The 22,703-nt window shown below is 68.0% G+C and carries 19 protein-coding genes; 7 read left to right on the top strand and 12 right to left on the bottom strand.

The genetic code is table 11. The annotated features are described in order from the left end of the window. Positions 1–81 precede the first annotated feature (81 nt). The 3 genes from ACWEWT_RS04360 to ACWEWT_RS04370 form a co-directional block, all read right to left on the bottom strand. Positions 82–2,568, bottom strand: a complete 2,487-nt coding sequence (locus ACWEWT_RS04360; protein ID WP_452556036.1) for a bifunctional lysylphosphatidylglycerol flippase/synthetase MprF — start codon at positions 2,566–2,568, stop codon at positions 82–84. Beyond that, complete coding sequence (locus ACWEWT_RS04365) at positions 2,565–3,896, bottom strand: alpha/beta hydrolase (RefSeq protein ID WP_452556038.1); 1,332 nt, start codon at positions 3,894–3,896, stop codon at positions 2,565–2,567. Before ACWEWT_RS04365 ends, ACWEWT_RS04360 begins: the two co-directional genes overlap by 4 nt. Before the next feature lie 171 nt (positions 3,897–4,067). Beyond that, complete coding sequence (locus tag ACWEWT_RS04370; RefSeq protein ID WP_452556040.1) at positions 4,068–4,517, bottom strand: helix-turn-helix transcriptional regulator; 450 nt, start codon at positions 4,515–4,517, stop codon at positions 4,068–4,070. A gap of 3 nt (positions 4,518–4,520) precedes the next feature. Here ACWEWT_RS04370 and ACWEWT_RS04375 point away from each other — a divergent pair, with 3 nt between their 5' ends. Continuing rightward, a complete protein-coding gene (locus ACWEWT_RS04375; RefSeq protein ID WP_452556042.1) occupies positions 4,521–4,838 on the top strand; it encodes a DUF2000 family protein in 318 nt (105 codons plus the stop codon). Between the two features lie 46 nt (positions 4,839–4,884). Here the strand turns inward: ACWEWT_RS04375 and ACWEWT_RS04380 are convergent, their stop codons facing one another. After that, complete coding sequence (locus tag ACWEWT_RS04380; protein ID WP_452556044.1) at positions 4,885–5,439, bottom strand: hypothetical protein; 555 nt, start codon at positions 5,437–5,439, stop codon at positions 4,885–4,887. Positions 5,440–6,105: 666 nt separating this feature from the next. Between ACWEWT_RS04380 and ACWEWT_RS04385 the strand changes: the two genes are divergently transcribed. From ACWEWT_RS04385 to ACWEWT_RS04395, 3 genes are all read left to right on the top strand, one after another. Next, positions 6,106–6,609, top strand: coding sequence for a gluconokinase (locus ACWEWT_RS04385; RefSeq protein ID WP_452557666.1), 504 nt, complete (start codon positions 6,106–6,108; stop codon positions 6,607–6,609). Positions 6,610–6,732: 123 nt separating this feature from the next. Beyond that, positions 6,733–7,023 (top strand): hypothetical protein, encoded by a 291-nt coding sequence (locus ACWEWT_RS04390; protein WP_452556046.1) that lies wholly within the window; start codon positions 6,733–6,735, stop codon positions 7,021–7,023. Positions 7,024–7,032: 9 nt separating this feature from the next. Further along, the gene (locus ACWEWT_RS04395; protein ID WP_452556048.1) at positions 7,033–7,287 is read left to right on the top strand and encodes a hypothetical protein; all 255 of its coding nucleotides are present in this window, start codon (positions 7,033–7,035) and stop codon (positions 7,285–7,287) included. Between the two features lie 80 nt (positions 7,288–7,367). Here the strand turns inward: ACWEWT_RS04395 and ACWEWT_RS04400 are convergent, their stop codons facing one another. From ACWEWT_RS04400 to ACWEWT_RS04410, 3 genes are all read right to left on the bottom strand, one after another. Beyond that, complete coding sequence (locus tag ACWEWT_RS04400; RefSeq protein WP_452557667.1) at positions 7,368–8,534, bottom strand: lipase family protein; 1,167 nt, start codon at positions 8,532–8,534, stop codon at positions 7,368–7,370. Between the two features lie 772 nt (positions 8,535–9,306). Beyond that, positions 9,307–10,038, bottom strand: coding sequence for an alpha/beta hydrolase (locus ACWEWT_RS04405; RefSeq protein WP_452556050.1), 732 nt, complete (start codon positions 10,036–10,038; stop codon positions 9,307–9,309). Positions 10,039–10,293: 255 nt separating this feature from the next. Next, positions 10,294–11,784, bottom strand: coding sequence for a flavin-containing monooxygenase (locus ACWEWT_RS04410; RefSeq protein ID WP_452556052.1), 1,491 nt, complete (start codon positions 11,782–11,784; stop codon positions 10,294–10,296). A 40-nt stretch (positions 11,785–11,824) separates the two neighbouring features. Here ACWEWT_RS04410 and ACWEWT_RS04415 point away from each other — a divergent pair, with 40 nt between their 5' ends. Beyond that, complete coding sequence (locus ACWEWT_RS04415) at positions 11,825–12,490, top strand: TetR/AcrR family transcriptional regulator (protein WP_452556054.1); 666 nt, start codon at positions 11,825–11,827, stop codon at positions 12,488–12,490. A gap of 72 nt (positions 12,491–12,562) precedes the next feature. Then, the gene (locus ACWEWT_RS04420; RefSeq protein WP_452556056.1) at positions 12,563–13,729 is read left to right on the top strand and encodes an alpha/beta fold hydrolase; all 1,167 of its coding nucleotides are present in this window, start codon (positions 12,563–12,565) and stop codon (positions 13,727–13,729) included. Positions 13,730–13,770: 41 nt separating this feature from the next. Here ACWEWT_RS04420 and ACWEWT_RS04425 read toward each other — a convergent pair whose 3' ends face one another. Further along, on the bottom strand, positions 13,771–14,343 hold the full coding sequence (locus tag ACWEWT_RS04425; RefSeq protein ID WP_452556057.1) for a TetR/AcrR family transcriptional regulator: 573 nt from the start codon (positions 14,341–14,343) through the stop codon (positions 13,771–13,773). Between the two features lie 96 nt (positions 14,344–14,439). On the opposite strand from ACWEWT_RS04425, the gene ACWEWT_RS04430 reads away from it, so the two are divergent. After that, positions 14,440–15,585, top strand: a complete 1,146-nt coding sequence (locus ACWEWT_RS04430) for an FAD-dependent oxidoreductase (RefSeq protein ID WP_452556059.1) — start codon at positions 14,440–14,442, stop codon at positions 15,583–15,585. Positions 15,586–15,714: 129 nt separating this feature from the next. Here the strand turns inward: ACWEWT_RS04430 and ACWEWT_RS04435 are convergent, their stop codons facing one another. The 4 genes from ACWEWT_RS04435 to ACWEWT_RS04450 form a co-directional block, all read right to left on the bottom strand. Continuing rightward, positions 15,715–16,464, bottom strand: coding sequence for an SDR family NAD(P)-dependent oxidoreductase (locus tag ACWEWT_RS04435; protein WP_452556061.1), 750 nt, complete (start codon positions 16,462–16,464; stop codon positions 15,715–15,717). 118 nt (positions 16,465–16,582) lie between these two features. Further along, the gene (locus ACWEWT_RS04440; protein WP_452556063.1) at positions 16,583–19,306 is read right to left on the bottom strand and encodes a helix-turn-helix transcriptional regulator; all 2,724 of its coding nucleotides are present in this window, start codon (positions 19,304–19,306) and stop codon (positions 16,583–16,585) included. 102 nt (positions 19,307–19,408) lie between these two features. Continuing rightward, positions 19,409–20,866, bottom strand: coding sequence for an ATP-binding protein (locus ACWEWT_RS04445; RefSeq protein WP_452556065.1), 1,458 nt, complete (start codon positions 20,864–20,866; stop codon positions 19,409–19,411). Positions 20,867–20,878: 12 nt separating this feature from the next. Beyond that, complete coding sequence (locus ACWEWT_RS04450; RefSeq protein WP_452556067.1) at positions 20,879–22,546, bottom strand: FAD-dependent oxidoreductase; 1,668 nt, start codon at positions 22,544–22,546, stop codon at positions 20,879–20,881. Positions 22,547–22,703: the final 157 nt, after the last annotated feature.

Raw genomic sequence — 22,703 nt, forward strand, 5'->3', positions numbered from 1 at the left:
GGCCTCGATTCGCCGCGCTACGGGCGGGACTCGTCTACATGCGCCTCACATCTGCCCAGTCGCGGAGCTGACCTGCCGGGTTCAGCGCCGCAGCAGGTGTGTGAGCAGTTGTCCGCTCTCTTCCAGGGACAGATGTGGTAGGTACGCGCGGCCCACCGCGATCCCGATGGTGGGCAGTGCGGCGGCGTCGGGGAAGACCATGTACATCGGCCGGTGTCGCGGCTGGAATTTCGCCTTGAAGGCGAGCAGGGACCGGAAGCCGTAGACCGGTTCGAGAGTGCGGCCCAGCAGATCCAGCAGCGCGTCGAGCGCACCGCGATCGAGCCCGTTCTCACCGGCCTCGGCACTCGCCAGCGGTGCCCCGGACAGGCTGAGGAATTCGAGCCCCTCCTCCTGCGCGGACAGCGCCGCCGAAGCGATCAGGAACTCCATCGCTGCCCGGAATCCGTCGGACCGGCGTCGCATGAAATCCAGGGTCAGACCCACCAGCGTGCCGTCCCGGTACACCGGCATCCACGAGGTGACCGCATGAACGTGATCGTCCCGGTCGACCGCCAGCAGCACCCGCACCTCGGGGTCGTGGAGTTCGGCGAGCCCGCCGAGGGTGAACCCCATCTCCGGCAGGCCCTTGTCCGCGGCCCATTCCTCGGATATGTCGACGATCTGTTCGGTCACCGACAGCGGGGCGTCGTCGAATGTCGTCCATCTGGCTTCGATCCCGTCCTTGCCGGCGCGGTTCAGGGCCGTCCGGACATCCTGGAACTTCTTCCCCTTGAAAGCCAGGTCCGCGAGTTCGACGACCGTTTCCTCGGCCACCTGCAGGCAGCTCCAGCCGTATTCGCGGGCGACGTCGGCGGTTTCGGCTCCCACGGAGTAGAAGCACGGGGTCCACCCGTTACCGAGGCACCAGGTGGCGAACTCGTCGATCGCGCCGGCGAGGCCGTCGCGCTCCCCGATCGGATCCGTCGTGGTCAGGGCGACCCCGGAATGCACCCGGTACGCGACGGCGTGCCGTCCGTCCGCGGCGAACCAGTAGCGGTTTCCGGCCCAGGTGCTCATCCACGACAGGGAACCGCCGCCGGGAGTGTGCAGCAGCTCCCGCACCCGGCGCGCGCCGCCGAGATCGGATCCGGCCGCTGGGGAGAGGAAGCTGCGCAGCAGCAACAGGCACAGCGTCACCCAGACGATGACGCCGATCCATTCGAAGAGCACCGTCGCGGCGGCGGTCAGGGGTAGTACCGGTGGTTCGAACAGCTGGAGGTACACCGGGGGAAGCAGCCGCAGCGGTGCGTCGCGCAGCAGCGTGCCGATACCGGGATCGCGGTCGAATCCGTCGGACAGCAGGGTGCCCAGCACCGTGTAGACCAGGAGTGCGGCGCCGGCTACCGCGAGCGTACCGAGCCACACCCGGCGGTAGGTCCCGCGCGTCGCACGTACCTCGAACAGCCGCCGGGTGACCAGCAACAACACCAGCACCGCGAGCAGTGCCAGCAGCGGCGCGAAATCCCGGTACACCGAGCTGTGCCGATGGATGCCGTACAGCACCCAGCGGGCCTCGTCCTGTTGCACGGTCCGGACGATCACGCTGACGACAGCGATTCCGATGAGAACGATATGCCCGCCCACCGCGAGTAGCCAGGCCGCGCGCCGGCCGCGGCGCAAACCCTCGGCGCCGATCAGCAGTACCACCGAGGGCATGAGATTCATGATCAGCGGTCCCACTCCGGAGAGACGCAGAGCCTGCTGTCCCCTACGGCACTCGTCGTGCAGGGCCGGATCGGCGCATACATCGACGAGCTCGCGTGGGCTGTAGGGCACCTGATCGAACAGTTCGCGCAACGACGACAGCGGGCCGACGGCGTGGGGAGAGAACGCCGCGAAGATCGGACCCAGCACACTGGCGGCGACGACGAGGGCGACGAGAGTGCGGCGTTCCCGGATCGTCCCGCCGAGCACCGGGCTGCGCGCCGCCCGGCCGAACAGCACCGGCCCGATCAGCAGGCCCGACACCGCAACGCACAATCGCGTCACATCCTGTAGATGCCCGGCGAACAGCGCGGTGGTCACCAGGATCACCAGCAGCAGGGTGCGCAGGCGCCGACGCCACAGCGTATGCATCGCCGCGGTGGCGGCGAGGATCGCGCCCAGCACCCAGGACAGCGGATCCACGATCAGATGCCCGTGCAGTTCCAGGCCCCACGAGTTCGGTACCGCCGAGGCGAGCTCGGCCGCCGCGAGCGCCAGCGCCGCACCGGCACCCTGGGATACCACCACCGCAACTGCGAACCGCCGGCTGCCGATCCGATGTTCGACCGGTACCGCGATCGCGAGGACGAATACGCTCGCCAGCAGATAGTTGCCCAACCCGGAGGCGAACAGCCCCGAAGTCCACAGTGTCCAGACGTATCCGTCGGCGACGGTGGGGATACCGAGTGCGATATGCCCCGACAGCTCGGGCGCGGGTCCTCGCGCCCAGGCACCGGTGGTGAGCGCGAGAATCCAGATCACGGTGAGTAATCCGAGGGCCACGGGCGCGCGTGACACCACGGAGCCGATCCGGGTCGTCACGACGCGTCGAGGCCGAGTCGGTGGCCGAGCCACGGCAGCTCCTTCTCGAGACCGGCCGACCACACGGCGAAGCTGTGCCCGCCGGGTAGTTCGGTGATGTGGACATCCATGCCCGCGGCCTGCGCCGCGGCGGCGAGCCGCTCGAGCGCGGCGCGGTATTCGGTATCGCCGAGCCCCACGACGAAGGCCCCGGCCGAATCGGGGTAACGATTGCGGGCCAGCAGATCGGCGGGATTGTTGCGGGCGAAAGCCTCGGCATCACCGCCGAACGCCTCCCGGAGGGTGGTCCGGCGGTCGCCGAGCGTGGGTTCGGCCTGTCCCGACATATCGAGGAAGGTGGGATAGACCTCGGGCCGGGTAGTGGCCAGCTGTAGCGAGCAGGTGCCGCCGTAGGACAGCCCGCCCACGGCCCACGCTCGCGGATCCGGATCCACCTGTAGGTGTGTGCGGACCCATTCCGGCACATCCACGGCCAGGTAGGTGGCGGCGTTCCCGAGCGGCGAATCCACGCACAGCGGGTTGGCCAACCGGCCGCCGGTACTGTCCGCGAGGACGACGATCGGCGCCAGGCCCCGGTGCTGGGCCGCGTAGGAATCCATGATGCCGGTGAGCCTGCCGCCGACGAGCCAGTCGTCGGTGCTGCCGGGCTGTCCGGCGAGCAGGACGAGCACGGGTAGATCGGGCCGTGGATCGGTGAAGTACGCCGGAGGCAGATAGATCCGTGCTTCACGAGCGGGGAACCGGGAGACCACACCCGGTATGGCCGCTTTCGTCACCGCACCTGTCGCGGGCATATCCGCGGGAGGTACCCAGTTCTGCGGTGTGGGTCGCTCACCGTTCGCCGGTCGAGGTGCCAGTGTCGCGTCGAAGGGTACGGTGCGGTAATCGTCGATACCGAGCGTGGCCCGCACGGTCGGGTACGCGTCGAATATCGCGTTGATCCCACCGGCGGCGCAGAGCACGACCGCCGTCGCCGCCGCGACGAGCCCGGTCGTGACGAGCGGCCGCGTCCGGTCCCGCTCGCGGACGAACCAGCGGCCGATGATCAGTCCGACCGCGAGCACCGCGAGCGCCGACCAGACGTAGACGGTCGCGGGCAGCGGGTCGGGAAACGGCCGCCACACCTTCTCGATGAGCACCGCGGCGAGGGTTACCGACAGCACCGTCGCGGCCGTCACTGTGGCGAGCCCGGTGAGTAGCCAGCGCCGCTGCCGCCGGGCGGCGAGTGTGGTCAGGCATACCGCGGTGACGGCGACGAAGACGAAGATCGCCGCGGATGTCGTCACACGCAGGTCGAGCACCGCTGCGACGAGCCCGGACCACGACATGACGTCCAGTATGCAGGTGTGCCGCGCCGGTGCCCGGGACGTTCGCCCGCGCCGCGGATACCGGCGGAAACTGTGGTCCGGCGGTATTCCGGACACGGTGGCCGGCTCCCGCGCGACGTGAACGGGGTGCGGCGGATCGGCGGCGTCGTGCCCGGATCACCGTGCCGGTGTTCACGACGCGCCGATCGGTCCCGATGACGCGGACTGTTTCGGCGTCGCGCCGATCATCCGCTTGAAATGCCGGTTCAGATGGGATTGGTCGTGGAATCCCGCCGCGGCGGCCACCTCCACCGGCCGCCGGCCCTCCAGCAGCAGACGGCGGGCCAGGTCGACCCTGCGGCCGATCAGGTACCGATGCGGCGCGATACCGAACTGACGGGAGAATACGCGCACCAGATGCGCCGGGTCCGCGTAGAGCGTGCCGCTCGCGTCCGACAGCGCGATTCCGTCGGTCACATGCTCGTCGAAGAGTGCGCGCAGATCCCGGGCGAGACCGGGATCACGTTGCGGCGGTACGGTGGCGGACCGGCGGCACAGGCGGCGTTGGAGCCGCTCGAGTACGAAGTTCAGGCGGCTCTCGGCTTCCAGTTCGTCACCGGGGTGCCGCAGCGCCGTGTGCAACCGGTGGCTCCGATCCCGGAGGACATGGTCCCGGGTGCTGGGCGTGTCGACCGCCGGACCGATACCCGAGAGCCGGGTGTTCTCGATGTACAGCACACGTTTGCGGAATCCCGCAGTTCCGGCGGCTCGGCCGTCGTCCTCGGCCGCGGACTGTCCCTGTCGATATTCACCGCCGACCTCTTCGCCACCGGCGACGACGACGCCAACCGGGCCGCGGTCGCGGCGGTGGGCCGCGACGACCTCGACCAGGTCGGTCTCGCGCTGTACACGGACCGCAAAGTGGTGGACGTGGTCTTGAAGGGTGCTCGTCTGCACCCGTGATGGGCCGTCCGGCGGGGTAGCGCCGCCGGACGGCCCGGGTGCTCGCCTATCGGCTGGCGTACACGACGAGGAGGTCGCGCATGGCGCGAATTTCCCGATTGGCCTCGTTCAACGCGGTACGCAGCCGGTGGTTCTCGTCGAGCAGATCGTCGATGCCGTGCGCGGTTTCCACCGTGTTCTCCGCGGGACGCACCCGGACGAGTTCGGCGGTCGGTTCGGCAGTGGTCTCCGGTGCCGGCTCTGTCTGCTCTGCCGGCTCGGCCGCGTCGGCGTCGGCGTCGGCGAGAAGAGTCTCCGCCGTATCGCTGGAGACGATCTCCTCGACGGTTTCGGTTGCGGTGAAGGGCTTTTCGCTCGCCTTGCCGGTGGCGCGGGTGCGGCGCCGGGGCTTCGCGGGTACCGGTGTCTCCTCGGCAGGCGAGGTGCTTTCGGGAAGCCCGGCGGCCCGGACCCAATTGGCGAGCGTATTCGTCGCGGGGAGGCCGCCTTCCCGTTGGGAGACCTCGGTGCACGCCGCGTTGACGGATTTACCCTGGGTGAGAAGTTTTTTCACCCGGTTGACGAGTTTGTTCTGTTCTCTTTTCGAGTAACGCACTGCCATTCGATTTCCTCCTGCATTCCGGGCGTACGCCCGGAATTGAACCATTGGCGGGCTGTTCTGTCGCCGCCGGGTCCGGTGCGCGGGGCCCGAATTCGGTCGAACGGACGGGCCTGCAATGGCGAATAGTCCTTTGCGTCAAGGGGTTCGGGTGTTCCGAATATGCCTGTGGTGCGGTGCCGTTCGCCGGCGCCCGGTCATTCCTGCCGCCCGGAGCCTGTACCGCCGCCGCGGTGAACCGGGCAGTGCGGACCACCGGCGCGGTCGGTCTCGTCCCGGCGATACTCGTGACAGCGTCCGGACCTGCTGTTACGTTGAAAATGCTTGGCGAACCGTGATCGCCCGAACATGCCGGAGGCGGGAGAATGCAGAGCTCTACGACCGAGCGGCGGTCCCGGTCCGGGTGTCCGGAACACCCGTGGCGGACCTGCCCGGCCGATATCGAGGAAGCGGGAACCGGGGTGGTGCGTCGAGTGCCGGCCTCGTGATATCGGGTGATACCGGCGGCGCCCACGGCCGTTGCGCACACCCCGGCCCGGCTGTCCGGCGGGAGTACGGCCGGCCCGGCGCCGCGGCGTCATCCGGCCGTGCCGAGATCGACGGGAGTCGATAGAGGTGGTGGGATCGGCGGAAGAACCGGCTCGTTCCGATATCCCGTGCGTGGTGGTGATGGGTGTATCGGGCACCGGTAAAACCACCACCGCCAGGTTGCTGGCGCTGCGTCTCGGCGTACCTTTCGCCGACGCCGACGATCTCCATCCCCCGCCCAATATCGCCAAGATGGCGTCCGGGATCCCGCTGGACGACGACGACCGGGAACCGTGGCTCGCCGCGGTCGGCGAATGGCTGCGGACCCACACGGCCGCGGGGACCGGCGGCGTGATCGCGTGTTCCGCGCTCAAACGCCGCTACCGGGACCTGTTGCGCGCCGGAGCGCCCGGCACCTTTTTCGTGCTGCTGACCGCCGACCGCGACGATCTGCTGGAGCGGATCTCGGGCCGGGAACGGCATTTCATGCCGGTCGCGCTGCTGGATTCCCAGCTGGCGGCCCTCGAACCGCTGCAGCCGGGAGAGCGCGGTATCGCACTGCACGGCAGTCGCGACGCCGAGCACGCGGTGGATGTGGCGATGCGGTCGCTGTACCGGGACACCGCGGATCGTCACAGTTGGTGACCCATACCGGTACCGGTCGTGACAGACGCTGTCCGCGCGGCGATAATAGCTGGGAACCGGTTCGACCGTGGATTCCACCGTACGAGGTGACGGCGCTTTCGAGGATCATTCCAGGGAGGCCCGATGGTGCAGGTTGTTGCTCTGAACTGGGTCGGTTCGTTCTGCAATTTCGGTGGACCGCTGGCACCGGGGGATACGGACCACTGGTGGGCGGCCGGCGGTGAATGGGGCCGGGAGAACCGGCTCTACCGATTCTCCGCTTTCTGTGACAGCGGCGCCGAGATAGCTGTCCGGAATATCACCCATTATCGCGGCGGCCACGACGAGACCCATTTCGAGATATACAACAGTGGCGGGGGAGAACCCGTCTATTACTACTTCTACATAGCCTGGTCCAGTCCGATAACCGTATGAGGGGGACCCGTGCGCGTGCAGATCGAATACGACACCGGCGGCCGGATCACCGCGGTATCCGGTGTGGTCGCGGTCGAACACTCCGACGGTGACCTGGGGCGATCGGCTCGTTTCGTACGACCCGGGCATTTCATCCTCGACCTCGATACCGAGGTGATGGCCGATGCGACGGATCTGGCCGGATTACGCCTGCTCGTGACCCGGTATTCGATCATCGGCCATCCGGACCGTCCCCGGCTGGTGGAACGTGAGATGGACGGATGAATCCGGCGTGCGGGCCCGGATACGACGGCGGCCCGTCCGGTGTTCTCACCGGACGGGCCGCGGCACGGCGTGCTCGCTGTTCAGCAGCCCTTCGGCACCGGTTCACCCCGGAATCTGGCTTCCACGAAATTCCAGGCATCGGCGAACCCCGCGGCTGCCGCGGTCATATGTTCGGCGATATCGTAGGTGGTGAGTTTCACCGGTGCGCCCGCGCGGCAGTAACGGTCGGCGAACTCGGCGACTCCGTCGTAGGGCGTGAGGGTGTCGTAACGGCCGTGCCAGAGATAGGTCGGTACCGTCGGTACCCCGTCGAAATAGCGCAGGCTGTTCTCCCGCAGCACCTCGTGCGCTTCGGGACTGTTCATCAGATTCTTGGACGCGGCCATCTGGTCCGCGCTGCGGAAAGCGCCGTGGAAGAGCAGGAACCGCCGGCACGCGTCGTGGGTGAACTCCCGGAACCACAGTCCGTTCTCGTTGAGCTGATCCGAGATCGGCAACCGGTCGGGATACTCCCGCTCCAGGCCCATGGCCGCGGCGAAGGCGAGGCCGAACCCGGGGTGCGGTGCGAATCCGAGACCCAGCGCCATCTGCTCCAGGTCGGCCGGGATACCACCGGCGACCACCCCGGCGATCTTCAGATCGGGTGCGTAGGTGGGATGGAGGGCCGCGGCCCATCCGGTGGCCAGGCCGCCCCCGGAGTATCCGGCCAGCGCCACCGGTGAGTCGGTGAGGCCCAGTTCGGCGACCCGCTGTACCGCGCGGACACTGTCGAGGGTGACCATACCGCTGAGCCTGCCGGCGGCGTAGGCGACATTGGGTCCGAGGTAGTCGGGCACCGAGATGGCCCAGCCCCGACCGATCGGCAGCATCGCCCCGACCGCGTCCTGCAGTTCACCGTTGAACAGCGACCGGGACGGATTGCATCGGGTACCGAGCGAGTTGATCAGGGCCTGGTAGGAGACCAGCGGTGGATTCTTCACGCCGGCGGGCAGCAGGACGGTGGTCATACCCATGATCGGATCACCGAGGGAGTTGGTGGACCGGAAGGCTACCTGCCAGCCTTCGGTGCCCACATATACCCCGGAATCGATCTTGCGGGTGCGCACCACGTCGCCGGGCTGTAGTGCGGCGAGGTCGGGGGGTGCGGTGTAGAAGGGGTCCGGATCCGGCTGAGGATAGAGCGGTTCGGCGTTGGCGCCACCGCCGAGAATCCCGACCGAGACGAGGGTCAACAGCAGGACCAGGATACGGGTGGAAACTCTGGACACGTTCTTCTTTCGGACAGCAGGAATCTACCGGCGCCGGCCCGGCATTCGTGATGCCGCGGTGGCCGCCGCCGTGTGGCGGGATGCGCGGTGGTGCCAGCGAACGGCTCCGGTCGCTGTCACACAGGTGAACCGCGGCGACTTCCGCGAAAGCGGGTCGTCGCTCGAACGAACTGTCTGCCTTGGCTTGTGACCGCGACGGTTTCTGTTCGACGAGCAACCTTACGACGCCGCGGGCGGTATGGGCGATTTTGTCGAAAGCAGCCGATGGATTCTGCGCGAACTCATAATGTTCGCCGGATACCGCTGGACCGATCACAGCGAATGCGTCCTTGATTCACCCGCCGGGCCGTGGTGGCCGGCGGCGCTCGTCGCGGCGGCTCGACGTCTGTCCGTGGGCCGATTCGAATGTGGTGGTGGCCGGACTGCGGAGCCGACGGTCAGCGTCGCATCAGGGCGAAAACTCCCCAGCCGAGATACTCACGCATACAGCGTGTGTAGCGTGCGGGCTCGGTGCTGAGTTCGGCCCGCACCTCGGGTGCGAGTTCGTCGTCCGGGTTCCGGTCGAGCCAGCTCGAATTCCTTTCCGTCGTGCCGCGAGGCGCCGGTACCGCGGAAGTCCGGTACCGGCGTGATCGGGGCGGATGTGCTGCTGCCGGCGAGCGTTACCGAGGACCGTCGGGACCCCGTCCTGGAGGACCGGTGTCCCGGCCCGCGGCTCCTATCGTCCGGCGGCGGGCCGGACCGGCGGGTCTTATTTCAGATGCCGGGCGAAGAAGCGGTTCCCGGCCTCCCCCTCGAAGTCCGGTACGCCGGTGTGCCCGCCCATATTGGCGTGCAGCGTCTTCTCCGTGGAGCCGAAGGCGTCGAACAGGTCCAGGGCTTGTTGGCGGTCGTTGCCCTCGTCGTCCCATTGCAGCAGGACCTGCAGCGGAATGGTGATCTGCCGCGCCTCCTCGTACATGGCGCGGGGTACATAACTCCCGGCGAACAGAAGGGCAGCCGAGATACGCGGTTCGACCACCGCCAGCCGGATCCCGACGGCGATCACCCCGCCCGAGAATCCGACCGGGCCGTCGATCCCGGGCAGCGACAGGAGAGCGTCCAGAACGGCCTGCCATTCCGGGACCGCCTTGTCGACCAGCGGGAGGACGAGCCGGTCGACGATCTCGTCGGCGACCGGTTCGCCGGCCGCCACCGCCCGGCGCAGGTCGGTGCGGGCTTGCTCGGCGGACGCGGATCGGGGCCGGTCGCCGCTGCCGGGGAGTTCGATGGTGGCGGCGGCATAGCCCGCCGCCACGGCATCCCGGGCCCGGGCCACCAGCCGTGGGTGCATCATGCTCAGGCCACCGGGGTGGCCGACCAGGATCAGCGGCGCCGGTGTGGGTGCGGATCCGGATGTCCACAGGATGCCGGGGATCTCGCCGAGGGTGAATTCGCGTTCGAGGACGCCGTCGGCGAGGCGATTTTCGGAAGTGAAATGCATTGTCGTGCCTTTCGGGAGTGCTCTCGAGCGGCGCTCCCGGACGACCTATCGCCCGACCGTGACTCCGGAGGAGAGCACCCGTATCGATACTGCGTTCACGGGTACCACCTCCTCGTTCTCTTGCACGGCCTCAGGGAAAGTAACAGTCGTCGCCGCGGTCCGGCAACGGGTTTTCGCGGAGACTCCGGAGCGTGCCGGAAGGCGGCCACGCTCGGGCAGGGCCGAGGTCGTCGCTCGCCGGTTCCGGCCCGCGATTCAGCCGGCCCGGCCGTAGAGGTAGTCGTCCAGCGGGAAGCGCACTGCTTCGCGGTGGGCGTTGACCGTACTGGTCGGGCGCAGCAGTGCCGCCTCACCGTGCTGGTTGAAGTAGTAGCTGCGCGCGGTGGCGCAATCGCCGCCGTAGAACACCGAGGACCCGAGCTTGCCGGTGACCCGGTCGAGGAATTCGGTATTGGCGCGGGCGCTGACTTCGAAGGTGGTCTCGCCGCGCCGGGCCAGTTCCCCGAAGAGCCGGCCCATATGCTTCATCTGCGCCTCGATGGTGGTGAAGTAGGACAGGCCGCTGTAGGAGTAGGGGCTGTTGAGGCTGAGGAAATTCGGGAAATTCGGTACCGTGATCCCCTCGTAGGCCTGGAAACGGTTGTCCCGCCAGAATTTACCCAGGTCCACGCCGTCGCGGCCGATGATCTCGATGGCCGGGAAGTTCACATCCCAGAGGTTGAATCCGGTGGCCAGGACGAGAGTGTCGATTTCGGTCTTGTTGCCCGTGGCGGTGACGATCCCGTCCGGTTCGATCCGTTCGATGCCGCTGGTCTCGAGCTGCACGTGGGGCTGGTTGAAGGTGGCGAAGTAGCGGTTGGAGAAGGTCGGGCGTTTGCAGCCGAAATCGTAGTCGGGGGTGAGCTGTGCCCGGATGTGTTCGTCGCGGACCTGCATACGCAGATGTGCCTTGGCGAGCAGGGCCGCCGCCTTGTTCAGCGGTTTGGCCTGTTTGTAGTGCAGGACGCCGATCACCATGAGTGCTTCCAGAGCGGTGGTGTTGGCCAGCCGGGCGGCCTTCTGGGCGGCCGGGACCCGGGCGAACAGCCGCTGGACCGCGGGTGGGATCGGCATATCGACCTTGGGTACCACCCAGATCGGGGTGCGCTGGAAGACCGTCAGTTCCCGGGCCCGCCCGGCGACCTCGGGTACGAGTTGCACACTGGTGGCGCCGGTGCCGATGATCGCGACCCGGCGGTCGGTGAGATCGTAGGTATCGTCCCAGGCGGTGGTGTGGATGATCTTGCCGGCGAAGGTGTCGATACCGGGGAAGGGCGGGGTGTAGGGCTGTGAGAGGAAGCCGGTCGCGGTCAGCAGGTAGCGGGCGGTGATCGTTTCCCCACCGGCGACCGTGACCACCCAGTGCTGATCGCCGGCGTCCCAGCGGGCGCTGTCCACCGAGGTCCCGAAGCGCATACGCTCGCGCAGACCGTACTTGTCGGCGACGTGGTCGGCGTAGTTCTTCAGCTCCTCGCCCGGTGCGAACAGGCGCGACCAGTTCGGGTTGGGTTCGAAGGAATACGAGTAGGTCACCGAGGCGATATCCACGGCCAGACCGGGATAGCGGTTGACGTGCCAGGTGCCCCCGAGGTCGGATTCGCGTTCGAGGATCACGTAATTGTGCAGGCCGAGACGGTCGAGCTGGATTCCCGCCCCCATACCGCCGAATCCCGCACCGACCACGACCGCGTCGTATCGAGGTGCCACGCCGAACCTCCTGCTGCTCTGCTGAACGACTCATCACAGAATGACACATCATTCCGCTTGTGATGACAGTATCATCGGTGGCGTGACGAAGCCATCGACGCGGGCCGAACGCCGGAAGGCGGAGCTACGCCAGGAGATCATCGATACCGCTTTCGTCTGTTTCGCCGAGAAGGGTTATCACGCGACCGGGATCGCCGATATCGCGACCGAGCTGGGTATCGGGCACGGTACCTTCTACCGCTACTTCAGCAACAAGCGCGACATCATCGACCATGTGATCGACGATCTGGCCGCCCGCATCATCGATGCCCTGGGCACCGACAACGCACCCGATGCCGCCACCTCACTGGATCAGTACCGAGCGCAGATCGACCGTATCGGCATTGCGCTCACCCGGATCCTGGTCGAGGACCGGCGGGTGGCGCAGCTGCTGCTGTTCCACGCGACCGGTATCGACGACGAACTCACCCAGCGGCTCTACGGACTCCTCGATACGGCCGATACCTTGACCGCCGGATATCTCGACCACGGCGTCGAATTGGGTTATCTGCGTGCGGACCTCGACACGATCAACACCGCGCGGGCGGTGACGGGGATGATGCTCGCCGGGGTGGTGCACGGGCTGCGGAATCCGGACGAGGCGGCGATCGCCGCCCTGAACGGGGCGATCCGGCGACTGCTGGTGGACGGGGTTCGCAGGGATTGAGCTCGGGGCCGTGCGGTGATTCTCACCGCCGCACGGCCGGGTCGTGGCGGCGCGTGCACATACAGTGGAGGCATGTCGCCGGTTGACGAATGGCATCCGTCCACCGTCGCGGACTGGAGTGACGAACGTCGCCGGGCCAGGTTGCGCGAGACGCGCCCGGGTCACGGCTGGAAGACGTTGCGCCGCACCAGGCTGGCGTTGATTCGGGTAGCCGCAGTATTGATGATCGTTCTGGTCGCGTTCGCGCAGTACTGGAACCACGATGTCGAGCCGGAGCGCGATCGCCTCGCGCTCACCGAGCCGGCATTGTTACCGATCGCCGAACCGTTCCGGCCGGATAAACGGGATACCGCCGTGGTCGATCTGGTGGGTCTGGGCAATCTCAATGCCAGTGATACCGCCGCCGCCCTCCCCGCGCTGCGGGAGATGGGAGCGGTCTGGGCGATCCGTTACGACAATCGCGGTATCGATACCGAGGTGATCGCGGACCTGATCATCCGCGCGGCGGTGATGTCCGGAGTGCACAATATCGTGCTGACGGGACACAGTATGGGCGGGGTCATCGCGCTCGAGGTCGCGCAGCACATCCATATCGGCAGTGATCGCAGACTGGTGGGTGTGCTGCTGGACTGCACACCACTGGACCTCGATTCGGTACGGCCCGAGAGCCGGGGCCTGGGGGAGGATATGGTGCGCTGGATGGGCTGGCTGCCCGGCGCCCGGGAGAGCCGCGGATTGCGCACCGCGGTGGAGACCTACGCGCGTCGCGACAGTTTCGTCGATCGCAATGGGGTGCCGGGTATCCGGTTGGGTGATCTCCGGAAGGCCGTGGGACAGGTCATGCGGGACAAGATCTTCAACGCCGATGCCGCCAGCAACGGACTGATCGAGGCGCAATTCCTGGCGATCGTCGCCGGTGGTGCCGCCGACAACCTGCGTGCGGTCTCCGGGCCCGCGCACGGGAAACCGCGCCCGGCGATCGTTTTCATCCGGCCGCACACAGCGAGCCGGGATCGGGTCGTGGATGTCGCGCGCACCCAGCAGGCATTGATCGACAAGGTCGGTGGTGTCGACGGCAACCTGCTCGTGGTCAAGCCGCGGGGGACCGGTCACGCGAATCCGCGACAGCGGCCGGCGGAGTACAACAAGGTGATCGCTCAGCAGGTGCTGCCGTTCGTGGAGCGTTACCAGGTGCGCATCAGCAGCGTCGCCGGGGCTGCTCCGGCCTGGCATCGCTGACGCCGGTCCGCGACGCCGGCGGCCGTTCGGGTAGCGATCGACTACGGCGTCGTCGTGATCTCCGGTGCCGGACCGGTGAGGTAGCGCTGGATCGTCGGCCCCAGCCAGGCGATGACCTCCGGCCCGGTCATCGCCGCCACCGGGGGAAACGCCAGGATGAAACGGCACAGCGCCATGCCCAGGATCTGGGAGGCTGCCAGGCCGGCGCGTAACGGCCCCTCCCGGGGGTCGTTGCCGGTCTTCGCGACCACCGGTGCGAGCTGAGCGGCGAAGATCGAGCGCATCTTGTCGGCCACCGCCGCATTGGTGACACCGGCGCGCAGCAGGATCAGCAGGGATTCGTCGCTCTCCCAGCGATCGAGGAAATGTGCGACCAGGGCGGGGCCGATCCGGTCGCGCGGTACGGCGGTGAGGTCGGGCAGTCGTAGATCGAATTCCGTCGCCGCGGCGAACAATCGCTCCTTGTTGCCGTAGTACCGCATCACCATGGCCGGGTCGATCGCGGCGTCGGCGGCGATCGACCGGATCGTGGCCCGGTCGTAGCCGTCGGCGGCGAACCGTTCGCGCGCCGCGGTGAGGATGACCGCTTTCGTCTCTTCCGAGGACCTTCTCATGTCAACGATTGTAGGCCAACGTCTGTTGACAAAGTCGGCCGATCCGGCCTAGCGTTGATGCCAACAAGTGTTGACCTCTGGAGAGCAGGTAGGACGATGACCACCGAAATCGCAGATGTCCTGATCGTCGGCGCCGGCCCGGTCGGTCTCACCGCGGCGGTAGTGCTGACCCAACTCGGCCACGACGTCGTCATCGTCGACGCCCAGGCGGCGGGCGCGAACACCTCCCGGGCGGCGGTCGTGCACCCGCACACCCTCGAACTGCTCGAGCCCTACGGGGTGACCGCCCCGCTGGTCGGCCGCGGCCTGCACACCCCCGATTTCACGATCCGCGACCGGGACCAGGTGCTGATCGCCGTCCCGTTCGGTGATCTGCCCACCGCCTACCCCTACACGCTGATGATCTCGCAGGCCGATACCGAGAAATTCGTCCTGGAACGGCTGACCGAGCTCGGCGTACCGGTCCGTCGTCCCGTGGAAGTGCGCACGGTCGTCCAGGACGACGATATGGTCACCGCGACCCTCGCCGACGGCGAGCAGCTCCGCGCCCGCTATCTGATCGGCGCCGACGGCCTGCACAGCACGGTCCGCGAACAGGCCGGTATCGGCTTCACCGGCGGTAGCTATGCCGAATCGTTCACCCTGGCCGATGTCCGCGTCTCCGGTGGGGTACCGAAAGACGAAGTGATCCTGTACTTCTCGCCGGCCGGGCTGGTCGTGGTCGCACCGCTGCCGGACGGGATGTACCGGATCGTGGCCACCGTCGACGAGGCCCCGCACGAACCCGATGTGGCGTTCATCCAGCGGCTCCTGGACACACGCGGTCCGAAGGCCCAGCCCGCGGTGGTCGAAGAGGTGGTGTGGGGATCGCGGTTCCGGGTGCACCACCGGATCGCCGACCGCTTCCGGGACCGCCGGATCCTCGTGGCCGGGGATGCCGCCCATGTGCATTCGCCGGCCGGTGGACAGGGGATGAACCTGGGGATCGAGGACGCGGTCACCGCCGCCACGACGCTGTCCCGGATACTGCGGGGTGACCCGCAGGCACTGCTCGACGAGCATGCGGCGGCCCGGCGCCGCAGCACCGAATCGGTGGTCGCGATCGCCGGCCGGCTCACCTCGCTGGCGACCATGCCAGCGGCGGTTCGCCCCCTGCGCAATATCGCCATGCGCCTGGCGGGCAGCCGGGCGTCGGTACGCGACAAGCTCGCCTGGCGGTTGTCCGGGCTCGACCGTCGCTGACCCGGAAAGCAGCTCCAGCACAGCGGGGATACGACGACGGGATCGTCGACGCGCGGCTCGCCGGGCAGCTCGGCCCGACCGTCCACGCGGACCGGGCCACCGTTCACACGGGTGGCCCGGCCGGCCATCTCAGTCGCCGCAGGCACCGCAGGAGATATTGATCTGGGTGGCGGTGATCGACCGCGCCCGATCGGAGGCCACGAAGGCCGCGACATCACCGACATCGGAGAGGGTCGCCGCCCGCCCGAGCAGCGTGCCGTCGATGATGCCCTGCCGGGCCGGCTCGGTCTCCGGGATATCGGGGAAGGTCTCCGGTATACCGCCCGTCAGCAGGGTCACCACCCGGATACCGTGCGGTGCCAGTTCACACGCCCACTGCCGCCGCAAACCCTCCACCGCGTCGAAGCTGATCTGGACATTGCCCAGTCCGGGCACCTTGTTCGCATGGTCGGAGCCGCCGAAGAAGAGGATCACACCGGATTCCCGGGCGATCATATGGCGGGCCGCGGCCTTGGTCGTGATGAGCTGGGAGGTCATCAGTCGCGTCATCGAGTCCGCGAAGTCGGAGACCGAGATATCGACGAGGGGCCCGAAAACGGGGTCCTGGGAGATCACATTGACCGAGATATCGATACCACCGCTCTCCTGGACCACGGCGTCGGCGTGATCGTTCACCGCGGCGGCGTCGAGCGCGTCCACCACGGCGGTTTCGGCGCGACCACCGTCGGCACGGATCTTCTCGGCGAGGGCATCGAGGGTCGCGGCGGTCCGGCCCACCAGATGGCAGCGGGCACCTTCGGCGGCGAACCCGCTCGCGAGGGCCGATCCGATGGAGCCTCCGGCGCCGTAGATGATCGCGGTTCTGTTCTCGAGCAGCATGCTGTCTCCTGTCGTGGCCGGTCTGACAGGGGAAAGCTATTGCGGTCGGTACCGCTGCCGCATCGGTCGGATGACCGGTGTTCCGGCCGGTCCGACGTAGCCGATGGGCCGCCGCTGCCTAGAGCTCGAGTTGGGTGAGTTCGATCCGGCGAGTGACTCCGAGTTTCGGATAGGCCTTGTACAGATGGTGACCGACGGTGCGGGGGCTGAGGTACAACTGCGCGCCGATCTCCTTGTTGCTGTAACCGGCCGCCGCCAGTCGTACGACCTGTGTCTCCTGGGGTGTCAGCGTAGCCAGCGGGTCGCGGTATGGGGCCACGGCGGGTTCGCCGAGGGCGGCCAGTTCGGTACGGACGCGTTCGGCCCATACCGGGGCGCCCAGTTGATCGAAGGCTTCCACGGCGGCGATCAGCTGGGTACGTGCCTCGGCCCGGCGTCGCTTGCGGCGCAGCCATTCTCCGAACAGCAGCCGGGTGCGTGCGAGGTCGTACGGTCCGTCGTACTCCTCGTGCCGCCGGATCGCGGCAGCATAGTGGGTCTCGGCGGCACCGGCATCGGCCAGCATCCCCCGGCAGCGCTGTACCAGTGCCTCCGCCGGCGGGCTCGGCACCGAGGTCGCCCACCGCTCGAGTGATTCCAGGTGGTCGTGCGCGCGCTTCTGCAGACCGGCGCGGACGGCCGCCTCGATATGGTCGGGGACTGCCCGCACGAGGAAATCGTGGGCGGCCGGACCACCGCAGACGTCGTCGAGCAGGGGGAGCGCCGCATCGAATCGTCCCGCGGCCAGCTCGCCGCCCGCGAGGCCCCAGCGGACGAGCGCGGCATGGGTCCGGTGCCCCGCGGACAGACCCGGCAGGATTCGTCCGGCGAGGTCGCGTGCGCCGTCGAGATCGCCGCCGACTGCCGTCAACCACACCTCGACGGCCTGTAGCGCGGCGATTTCGGTGGTCATCTCGAGTTCGATACCGATGGCCAGCCCCTCGGCCACCGCCGCCCGGGAGCTGTGGAACCGTCCGCGCAACAACTGCGCCACCGCGATCACCTCGACGGTGTAGGGAATCCACTGCAGCGATCCGGTAGCGCGAGCCCGGGCGAGCGCCCTGTCCATGAGTACGAGCACCGTAGCGTCGTCGGCGAGCATCAATCCGCTGAACGCCGCGACGACCTCGCCGAGATAGTCGGCCTCGTCCTCGCGTGCGCGGCGTAACTGTCGCGCCATCGCCCCGACGGCGAGTTCGGGCCGGCCACCGAGGAAATCGGCCCAGGCAGCCTGGGCATCGATCCGGTCGTGCAGTCCGGAACCGGCCGGTGGGCGCAGCGTCCGCGCCAGTTCCGCCGCGCGGATGAGCAGCCCCGCGTCGGCCGCGTCGCGACCGGCGCAGACCGCCTCGGCCAGAATGGAGGTCGCGCGCCCGGGATCATCGGCGGCGACCAGCGCCGCCGCCTCCAGCGCGAGTTCGCTGTCGGCGGACGGGGACGTACGTTCGTATTCCACCTGCGCCCGGATATGTATCGCGTCGGCGGCGATACCGCGATCACGGGTGAGCGCGGCCGCCTCGGCGGCGAGCCGGGTCGCGCGGTCCGGTTTCCCGGCGTCGTAGGCGGCCCGGGCGGCGGCGAGGAATCGTCGCGCCTTGTGTTCGGTGTTCGTACTGAGCCGCCCGGCTCGGTCGTAGGCCGCGGCCACGGCCATGGCACCGCCCCGGTGCGCGGCACGGCGGGCGGTACGTTCGAGTTCGGCGGCCACCTCTTCGTCGGGATCACCGGTGCCCGCCGCCAGATGCCAGGCGCGGCGGTCGGCGTCCGCGTCCGCCGTCAGCATCCGGGCGAAGGCGAGGTGGACGGCGGTACGCAGGTGATGGGGTGCGTGCTGGTAAGCGGCCGCGCGGATCAACGGATGCCGGAACGACAGGTGATCGGTGGACAGCGTGATCAGTTCGGACCGCTCGGCGGGTTCGAGAACAGCGGCGCCGAGCCCGAATTCGGAGGCGACGCGCAGGATGGTCTCGAATCCGGCGCCGGTATCGGCGGCAGCGACGGTCAGCAGGGTGCGGGTATCGGCCGGCAGGTCCGCGATCTGCGCCCGGAAACTCTCCTGGACCCGCCGGGTCACCGGTAGTGGCCCCACCTCGTGGCCGGGTTCGGCCCGGCCGGTGCGTTCGGCGGTGTGTCGTGCCGAACCGAGTTCCAGGAGTGCCAGTGGGTTACCCGCCGATTCCGCGAGCACCCGCTCCCGGCCGGGAACGGTGAGACCCGGGGAATGCCGGTCGAGCAGTTCCGCGGCCACCGCGCGGGGGAGACCGGAGAGCACCATGGTGTCGATTCCCGGCGTGGGAAACGGAACCGCCGAATCGCGTACCGCGAGCAGTACTGCTATCGGATCTGCGTGGAAGCGCCGCGCGGCGAACAACAGGGCGTCCGAGGAACTCTGATCGAGCCACTGCGCATCGTCGATCACCAGCAGGGTCGGTGTCTCGGCGGCGAGTTCGGCCAGCAGTGTCAAAGTCGCGGCGCCCACCAGGAATCGGCTCGCATCCGACTCCTCGGCCTGTCCGAGGGCCGCGCGCAATGCCCTGGCCTGCGGGGCCGGTAGCCCCGCCAGCCGTTCTGTGAACGGGTGCAGCAGCAGATGCAACCCGCCGAAGGCCAGCTCCGCCTCGGATTCGATACCCACGCCGCGGATCACCCGCATATCGTCGGCGGCGCGCACCGCGTGATCGAGCAGCGCCGATTTCCCGATACCGGCCGCACCGCGCAGTACCAGCGCGCGGCTGTGTCCCTTACGCGCGTCCGCGAGTAATCCGTCCATTTCGGTGCGCTCGTCCTCGCGCCCCAGCAACATGGCGTCAGCGTAGCGACCGGTCGTACGGTACGGCGGGCCGTCGGCCGTCCCACGAGCCCGGCGATCCAACGGGCCACGGACGGCCGCCGCACCGACCGGCGGCTACGGTGCTTCCACGTCGGCGGTTTCGGCGGGTTCGTCCGCGGGCCGGGTGAGCGGGAGCCATACGGTGAATCGGGTATCGCCGGGCCGGGAGTCGACCCGGATATCGCCGCCGTGCTTGTCGACGACGATGCGGAACGAGATATCCAGACCGAGCCCGGTGCCCTCGCCGACGGGTTTGGTGGTGAAGAACGGTTCGAAGATACGGCTCTGTACCTCCGCCGGGATCCCGGGACCCGTATCGCCGATCACCACCACCGCGCAGTCGTTCTCCAGCCGGGTGCTCAGTGTCAAGGTTCCGCTGCCCGCCATCGCGTACACCGCGTTGTCGATCAGATTCGTCCACACCTGATTGAGTTCGGCGGCGTAGCAGGGGACCTGGGGCAGGTTGCGGTCGTAGTCCTTCACCACCTCGATCGAGTCGCCGATCTTGCGGCTGAGCATCACGAGCGTGCTGTCGATCAGTTCGTGCAGGTCCACCACCTGGAACGGGGCCCGATCCATCTGTGAATACTGTTTGGCCGCGTCCACCAGCGTCGAGATACGCGTGGTGGAATCGGCGATCTCGTTCATCAGCAGTTCGGTTTCGATGGTGTAGTTCAACCAGCGGAACGCTCCCTCGAGGACCTGCGGCGGGCACCCCTCGAGGGTGGCGGCCACCCGTTCGAGCCAATCGGTATCGAAACCGGCCTGGACATAGTTGGGCGCCAGTTCCCAGCCGTCACGGATCCCGTGGTCCTCGAGCCAGTCGCCGAGCAGATCCTCCCGGTCGGCGGCCTCGAGCGGCGACAGCTCCGGTGCCTTGGCGACCTGGGCGGCCGCCTCCTCCTGCAACCGGACCAGCGTTTCCAGCACCGCGGTATCGAATTTGCCCTGCGCCATCATGGCCAGCTTGTGCCGCATACCCGCGATCCGGTCGCGCAGGCCCGAGGTCGCCCGGACGGCGGCCGCGGCCGGATTGTTCAGTTCATGGGTCAGGCCCGCCGACAGCGAACCGAGGGCGAGCAGCCGCTCCCGCTGGGCGATACGCGCATTGGTGTTGCGATTGCCGAAGAAGGCGCCCTCGAGCAGATGTACGGCCATCGGGAACCAGCTGTGCATCATCCGGGCGAAGATCTGCGCGTCCAGTACATAGAATCGAGACGGCTTCGTCGCATACAGCGAGTGGTAGTAGTGGGTTTCGGCCCGTTCACCCAGGTATGCCGTCCACGCGCCGGCATAGGAGCCGCGATGGTCGGTGTGCACCATCTCGATCTCCCGGCCCGCGGACAGTTTGGTGAGCCGGACCTCACCGTCGATCAGGACATAGAAACAGGTCGCCGGATCGCCCTCGTGGTACACCGGACCTGGTTCGATGGTCTCGATGCGACCGTCGGCGCACAGCCAGTCCAATTGTTCGTCGTCGAGTTTCTCGAACAGGAACAGCGAGCGCAGTTCGCCGGGATCACAGATGCTCATTGTTCGGCCTCTCTATGCCAGGTATCGGTGCACGAGCATGACGGCCATGGCGCCCTCGCCGACGGCCGAGGCCACCCGCTTCGCGGATTCGGCGTGGACGTCACCGGCCACGAAGATCCCCGGCACGCTGGTTTCCAGATGGTGTGGCGGCCGGGACAGCTCCCAGCCCGCGGGCCGGTCACCGTCGATCAGCAGATCCGGGCCGGCCAGGACGTATCCCGCGGTATCGCGCTCGACCACACCGTCGAGCCAGTCGGTCTGCGGAGCGGCGCCGATGAAGAGGAACAGCCGTTCGGCGGGTGCCTTCTCCTCGTTGCCGGTCCGGTTGTTCCGCAGCACCAGCGTGTGGAGATGGTCCTCACCGTCCACGGCGACCACCTCGGTCTCGGTGTGCACCCGGATGGTGGGGACCTGGGCGATCTGCTGGATCAGGTAGTGCGACATGGATTTCTCCAGTGCGTCGCCGCGCACCACCAGGTGGACGGTGCGCGCGTTACGGGACAGGAACATCGCCGCCTGCCCGGCCGAATTGGCGCCGCCGACGATATAGACGTCGTGACCCGCGCATTCGGCGGCCTCGGTCATGGCCGAGCCGTAGTAGACCCCGCGGCCCGTGTATTCGTCGACACCGGTGCCGGGATGGCGCCGGTAGTCCACGCCCGTCGCGATGATGACCGTATGACCCGACAGCGCCCCACCGTCGGCGAATCGTACGGTGCGCGCCGAACCGTTCACCTCCAAGCCGACGACCTCCCGGGTGGTGACCACCTCGGCCCCGAACTTGGCCGCCTGGCGGCGTGCCCGGTCGGCGAGCTGGGCACCGGAGAGCCCGTCCGGGAAGCCCAGATAGTTCTCGATCCGCGAGCTCTGGCCGGCCTGTCCGCCGGTGGCCGTACGTTCGACCAGTACGGTCCGCAACCCCTCGGAAGCCCCGTAGACCGCGGCGCCCAGCCCGGCCGGACCACCACCGACCACGATCAGGTCGTAGAAATCACCGGACGGTTCGGTACTCAGACCCACACTTTCGGCCAGTTCGCTGTCGCTGGGCTGCACCAGGGCCTGTCCGCCCTCGGTGATCACGACCGGGCAGCGGCGTGGGTCGGCGCCGGCGGCCTCGAGTAGTCGCGCGCCCTCGGGTTCCTCGGCGAGGAACCACCGATAGGGCAGCTGGTTACGCGCCAGGAACTCCCTGACCTGAGACGACCGCGGCGACCAGCGGTTGCCGATGACCTTGGTTCCGTGCACCGGCCGGTGATCGCTGCTGCGCCAGGCGTCGAGCAGGCTGTCCAGTACGGGGTAGAGCTTCTCCTCCGGCGGATCCCACGGTTTGAGCAGGTAGTGATCCAGATCGACGATATTGATCGCATCGATGGCGGCATTGGTATCGGCGTAGGCGGTGAGCAGGACCCGCCGGGCGTAGGGATCCAGATCCATCGCCTGCTCGAGGAACTCGACACCGTTCATACCCGGCATCCGGAAGTCCGCGATGAGCACCGCGACAGGTTGCCCGCGCAATTTCATCTCGCGCAGCACCTCGAGGGCCTGCGGGCCGGATTCGGCGCGCAGGATCCGGTAGTCGGCGCCGTAGCGGCGGCGCAGGTCGCGGACCACGGCCCGGGATACGCCCGGATCGTCGTCGACGCTGAGAATGGCGGGCTTGCTGGTAGCGGGGGAGCTCACCTGACGAGTATGCCGCGTCGGCGGACAGTCGTTGCGGCGGCGAGGTCAAGGTTCGGTCAGGAAGCGCGGGCTGGAGGTCAAGGAGATGTCAAGGCCTGCTCCGGTGACCCGGCGGACGAGTAGTCCTGATATCGGCCCCGCATACCGAACGGCGGGG

This window comes from Nocardia sp. NPDC003963 (assembly GCF_053605105.1).

Coding starts and splice junctions, on each gene's coding strand:
- ACWEWT_RS04365 (WP_452556038.1), bottom strand. CDS start 3,896: ATGTCGTGGTCCGGGCTCGTCGCAGCGGTGCTCGACCTGCGTGTGACG.
- ACWEWT_RS04380 (WP_452556044.1), bottom strand. CDS start 5,439: ATGGCAGTGCGTTACTCGAAAAGAGAACAGAACAAACTCGTCAACCGG.
- ACWEWT_RS04385 (WP_452557666.1), top strand. CDS start 6,106: ATGGGTGTATCGGGCACCGGTAAAACCACCACCGCCAGGTTGCTGGCG.
- ACWEWT_RS04390 (WP_452556046.1), top strand. CDS start 6,733: ATGGTGCAGGTTGTTGCTCTGAACTGGGTCGGTTCGTTCTGCAATTTC.
- ACWEWT_RS04405 (WP_452556050.1), bottom strand. CDS start 10,038: ATGCATTTCACTTCCGAAAATCGCCTCGCCGACGGCGTCCTCGAACGC.
- ACWEWT_RS04415 (WP_452556054.1), top strand. CDS start 11,825: ATGACACATCATTCCGCTTGTGATGACAGTATCATCGGTGGCGTGACG.
- ACWEWT_RS04420 (WP_452556056.1), top strand. CDS start 12,563: ATGTCGCCGGTTGACGAATGGCATCCGTCCACCGTCGCGGACTGGAGT.
- ACWEWT_RS04425 (WP_452556057.1), bottom strand. CDS start 14,343: ATGAGAAGGTCCTCGGAAGAGACGAAAGCGGTCATCCTCACCGCGGCG.
- ACWEWT_RS04430 (WP_452556059.1), top strand. CDS start 14,440: ATGACCACCGAAATCGCAGATGTCCTGATCGTCGGCGCCGGCCCGGTC.
- ACWEWT_RS04435 (WP_452556061.1), bottom strand. CDS start 16,464: ATGCTGCTCGAGAACAGAACCGCGATCATCTACGGCGCCGGAGGCTCC.
- ACWEWT_RS04440 (WP_452556063.1), bottom strand. CDS start 19,306: ATGTTGCTGGGGCGCGAGGACGAGCGCACCGAAATGGACGGATTACTC.
- ACWEWT_RS04445 (WP_452556065.1), bottom strand. CDS start 20,866: ATGAGCATCTGTGATCCCGGCGAACTGCGCTCGCTGTTCCTGTTCGAG.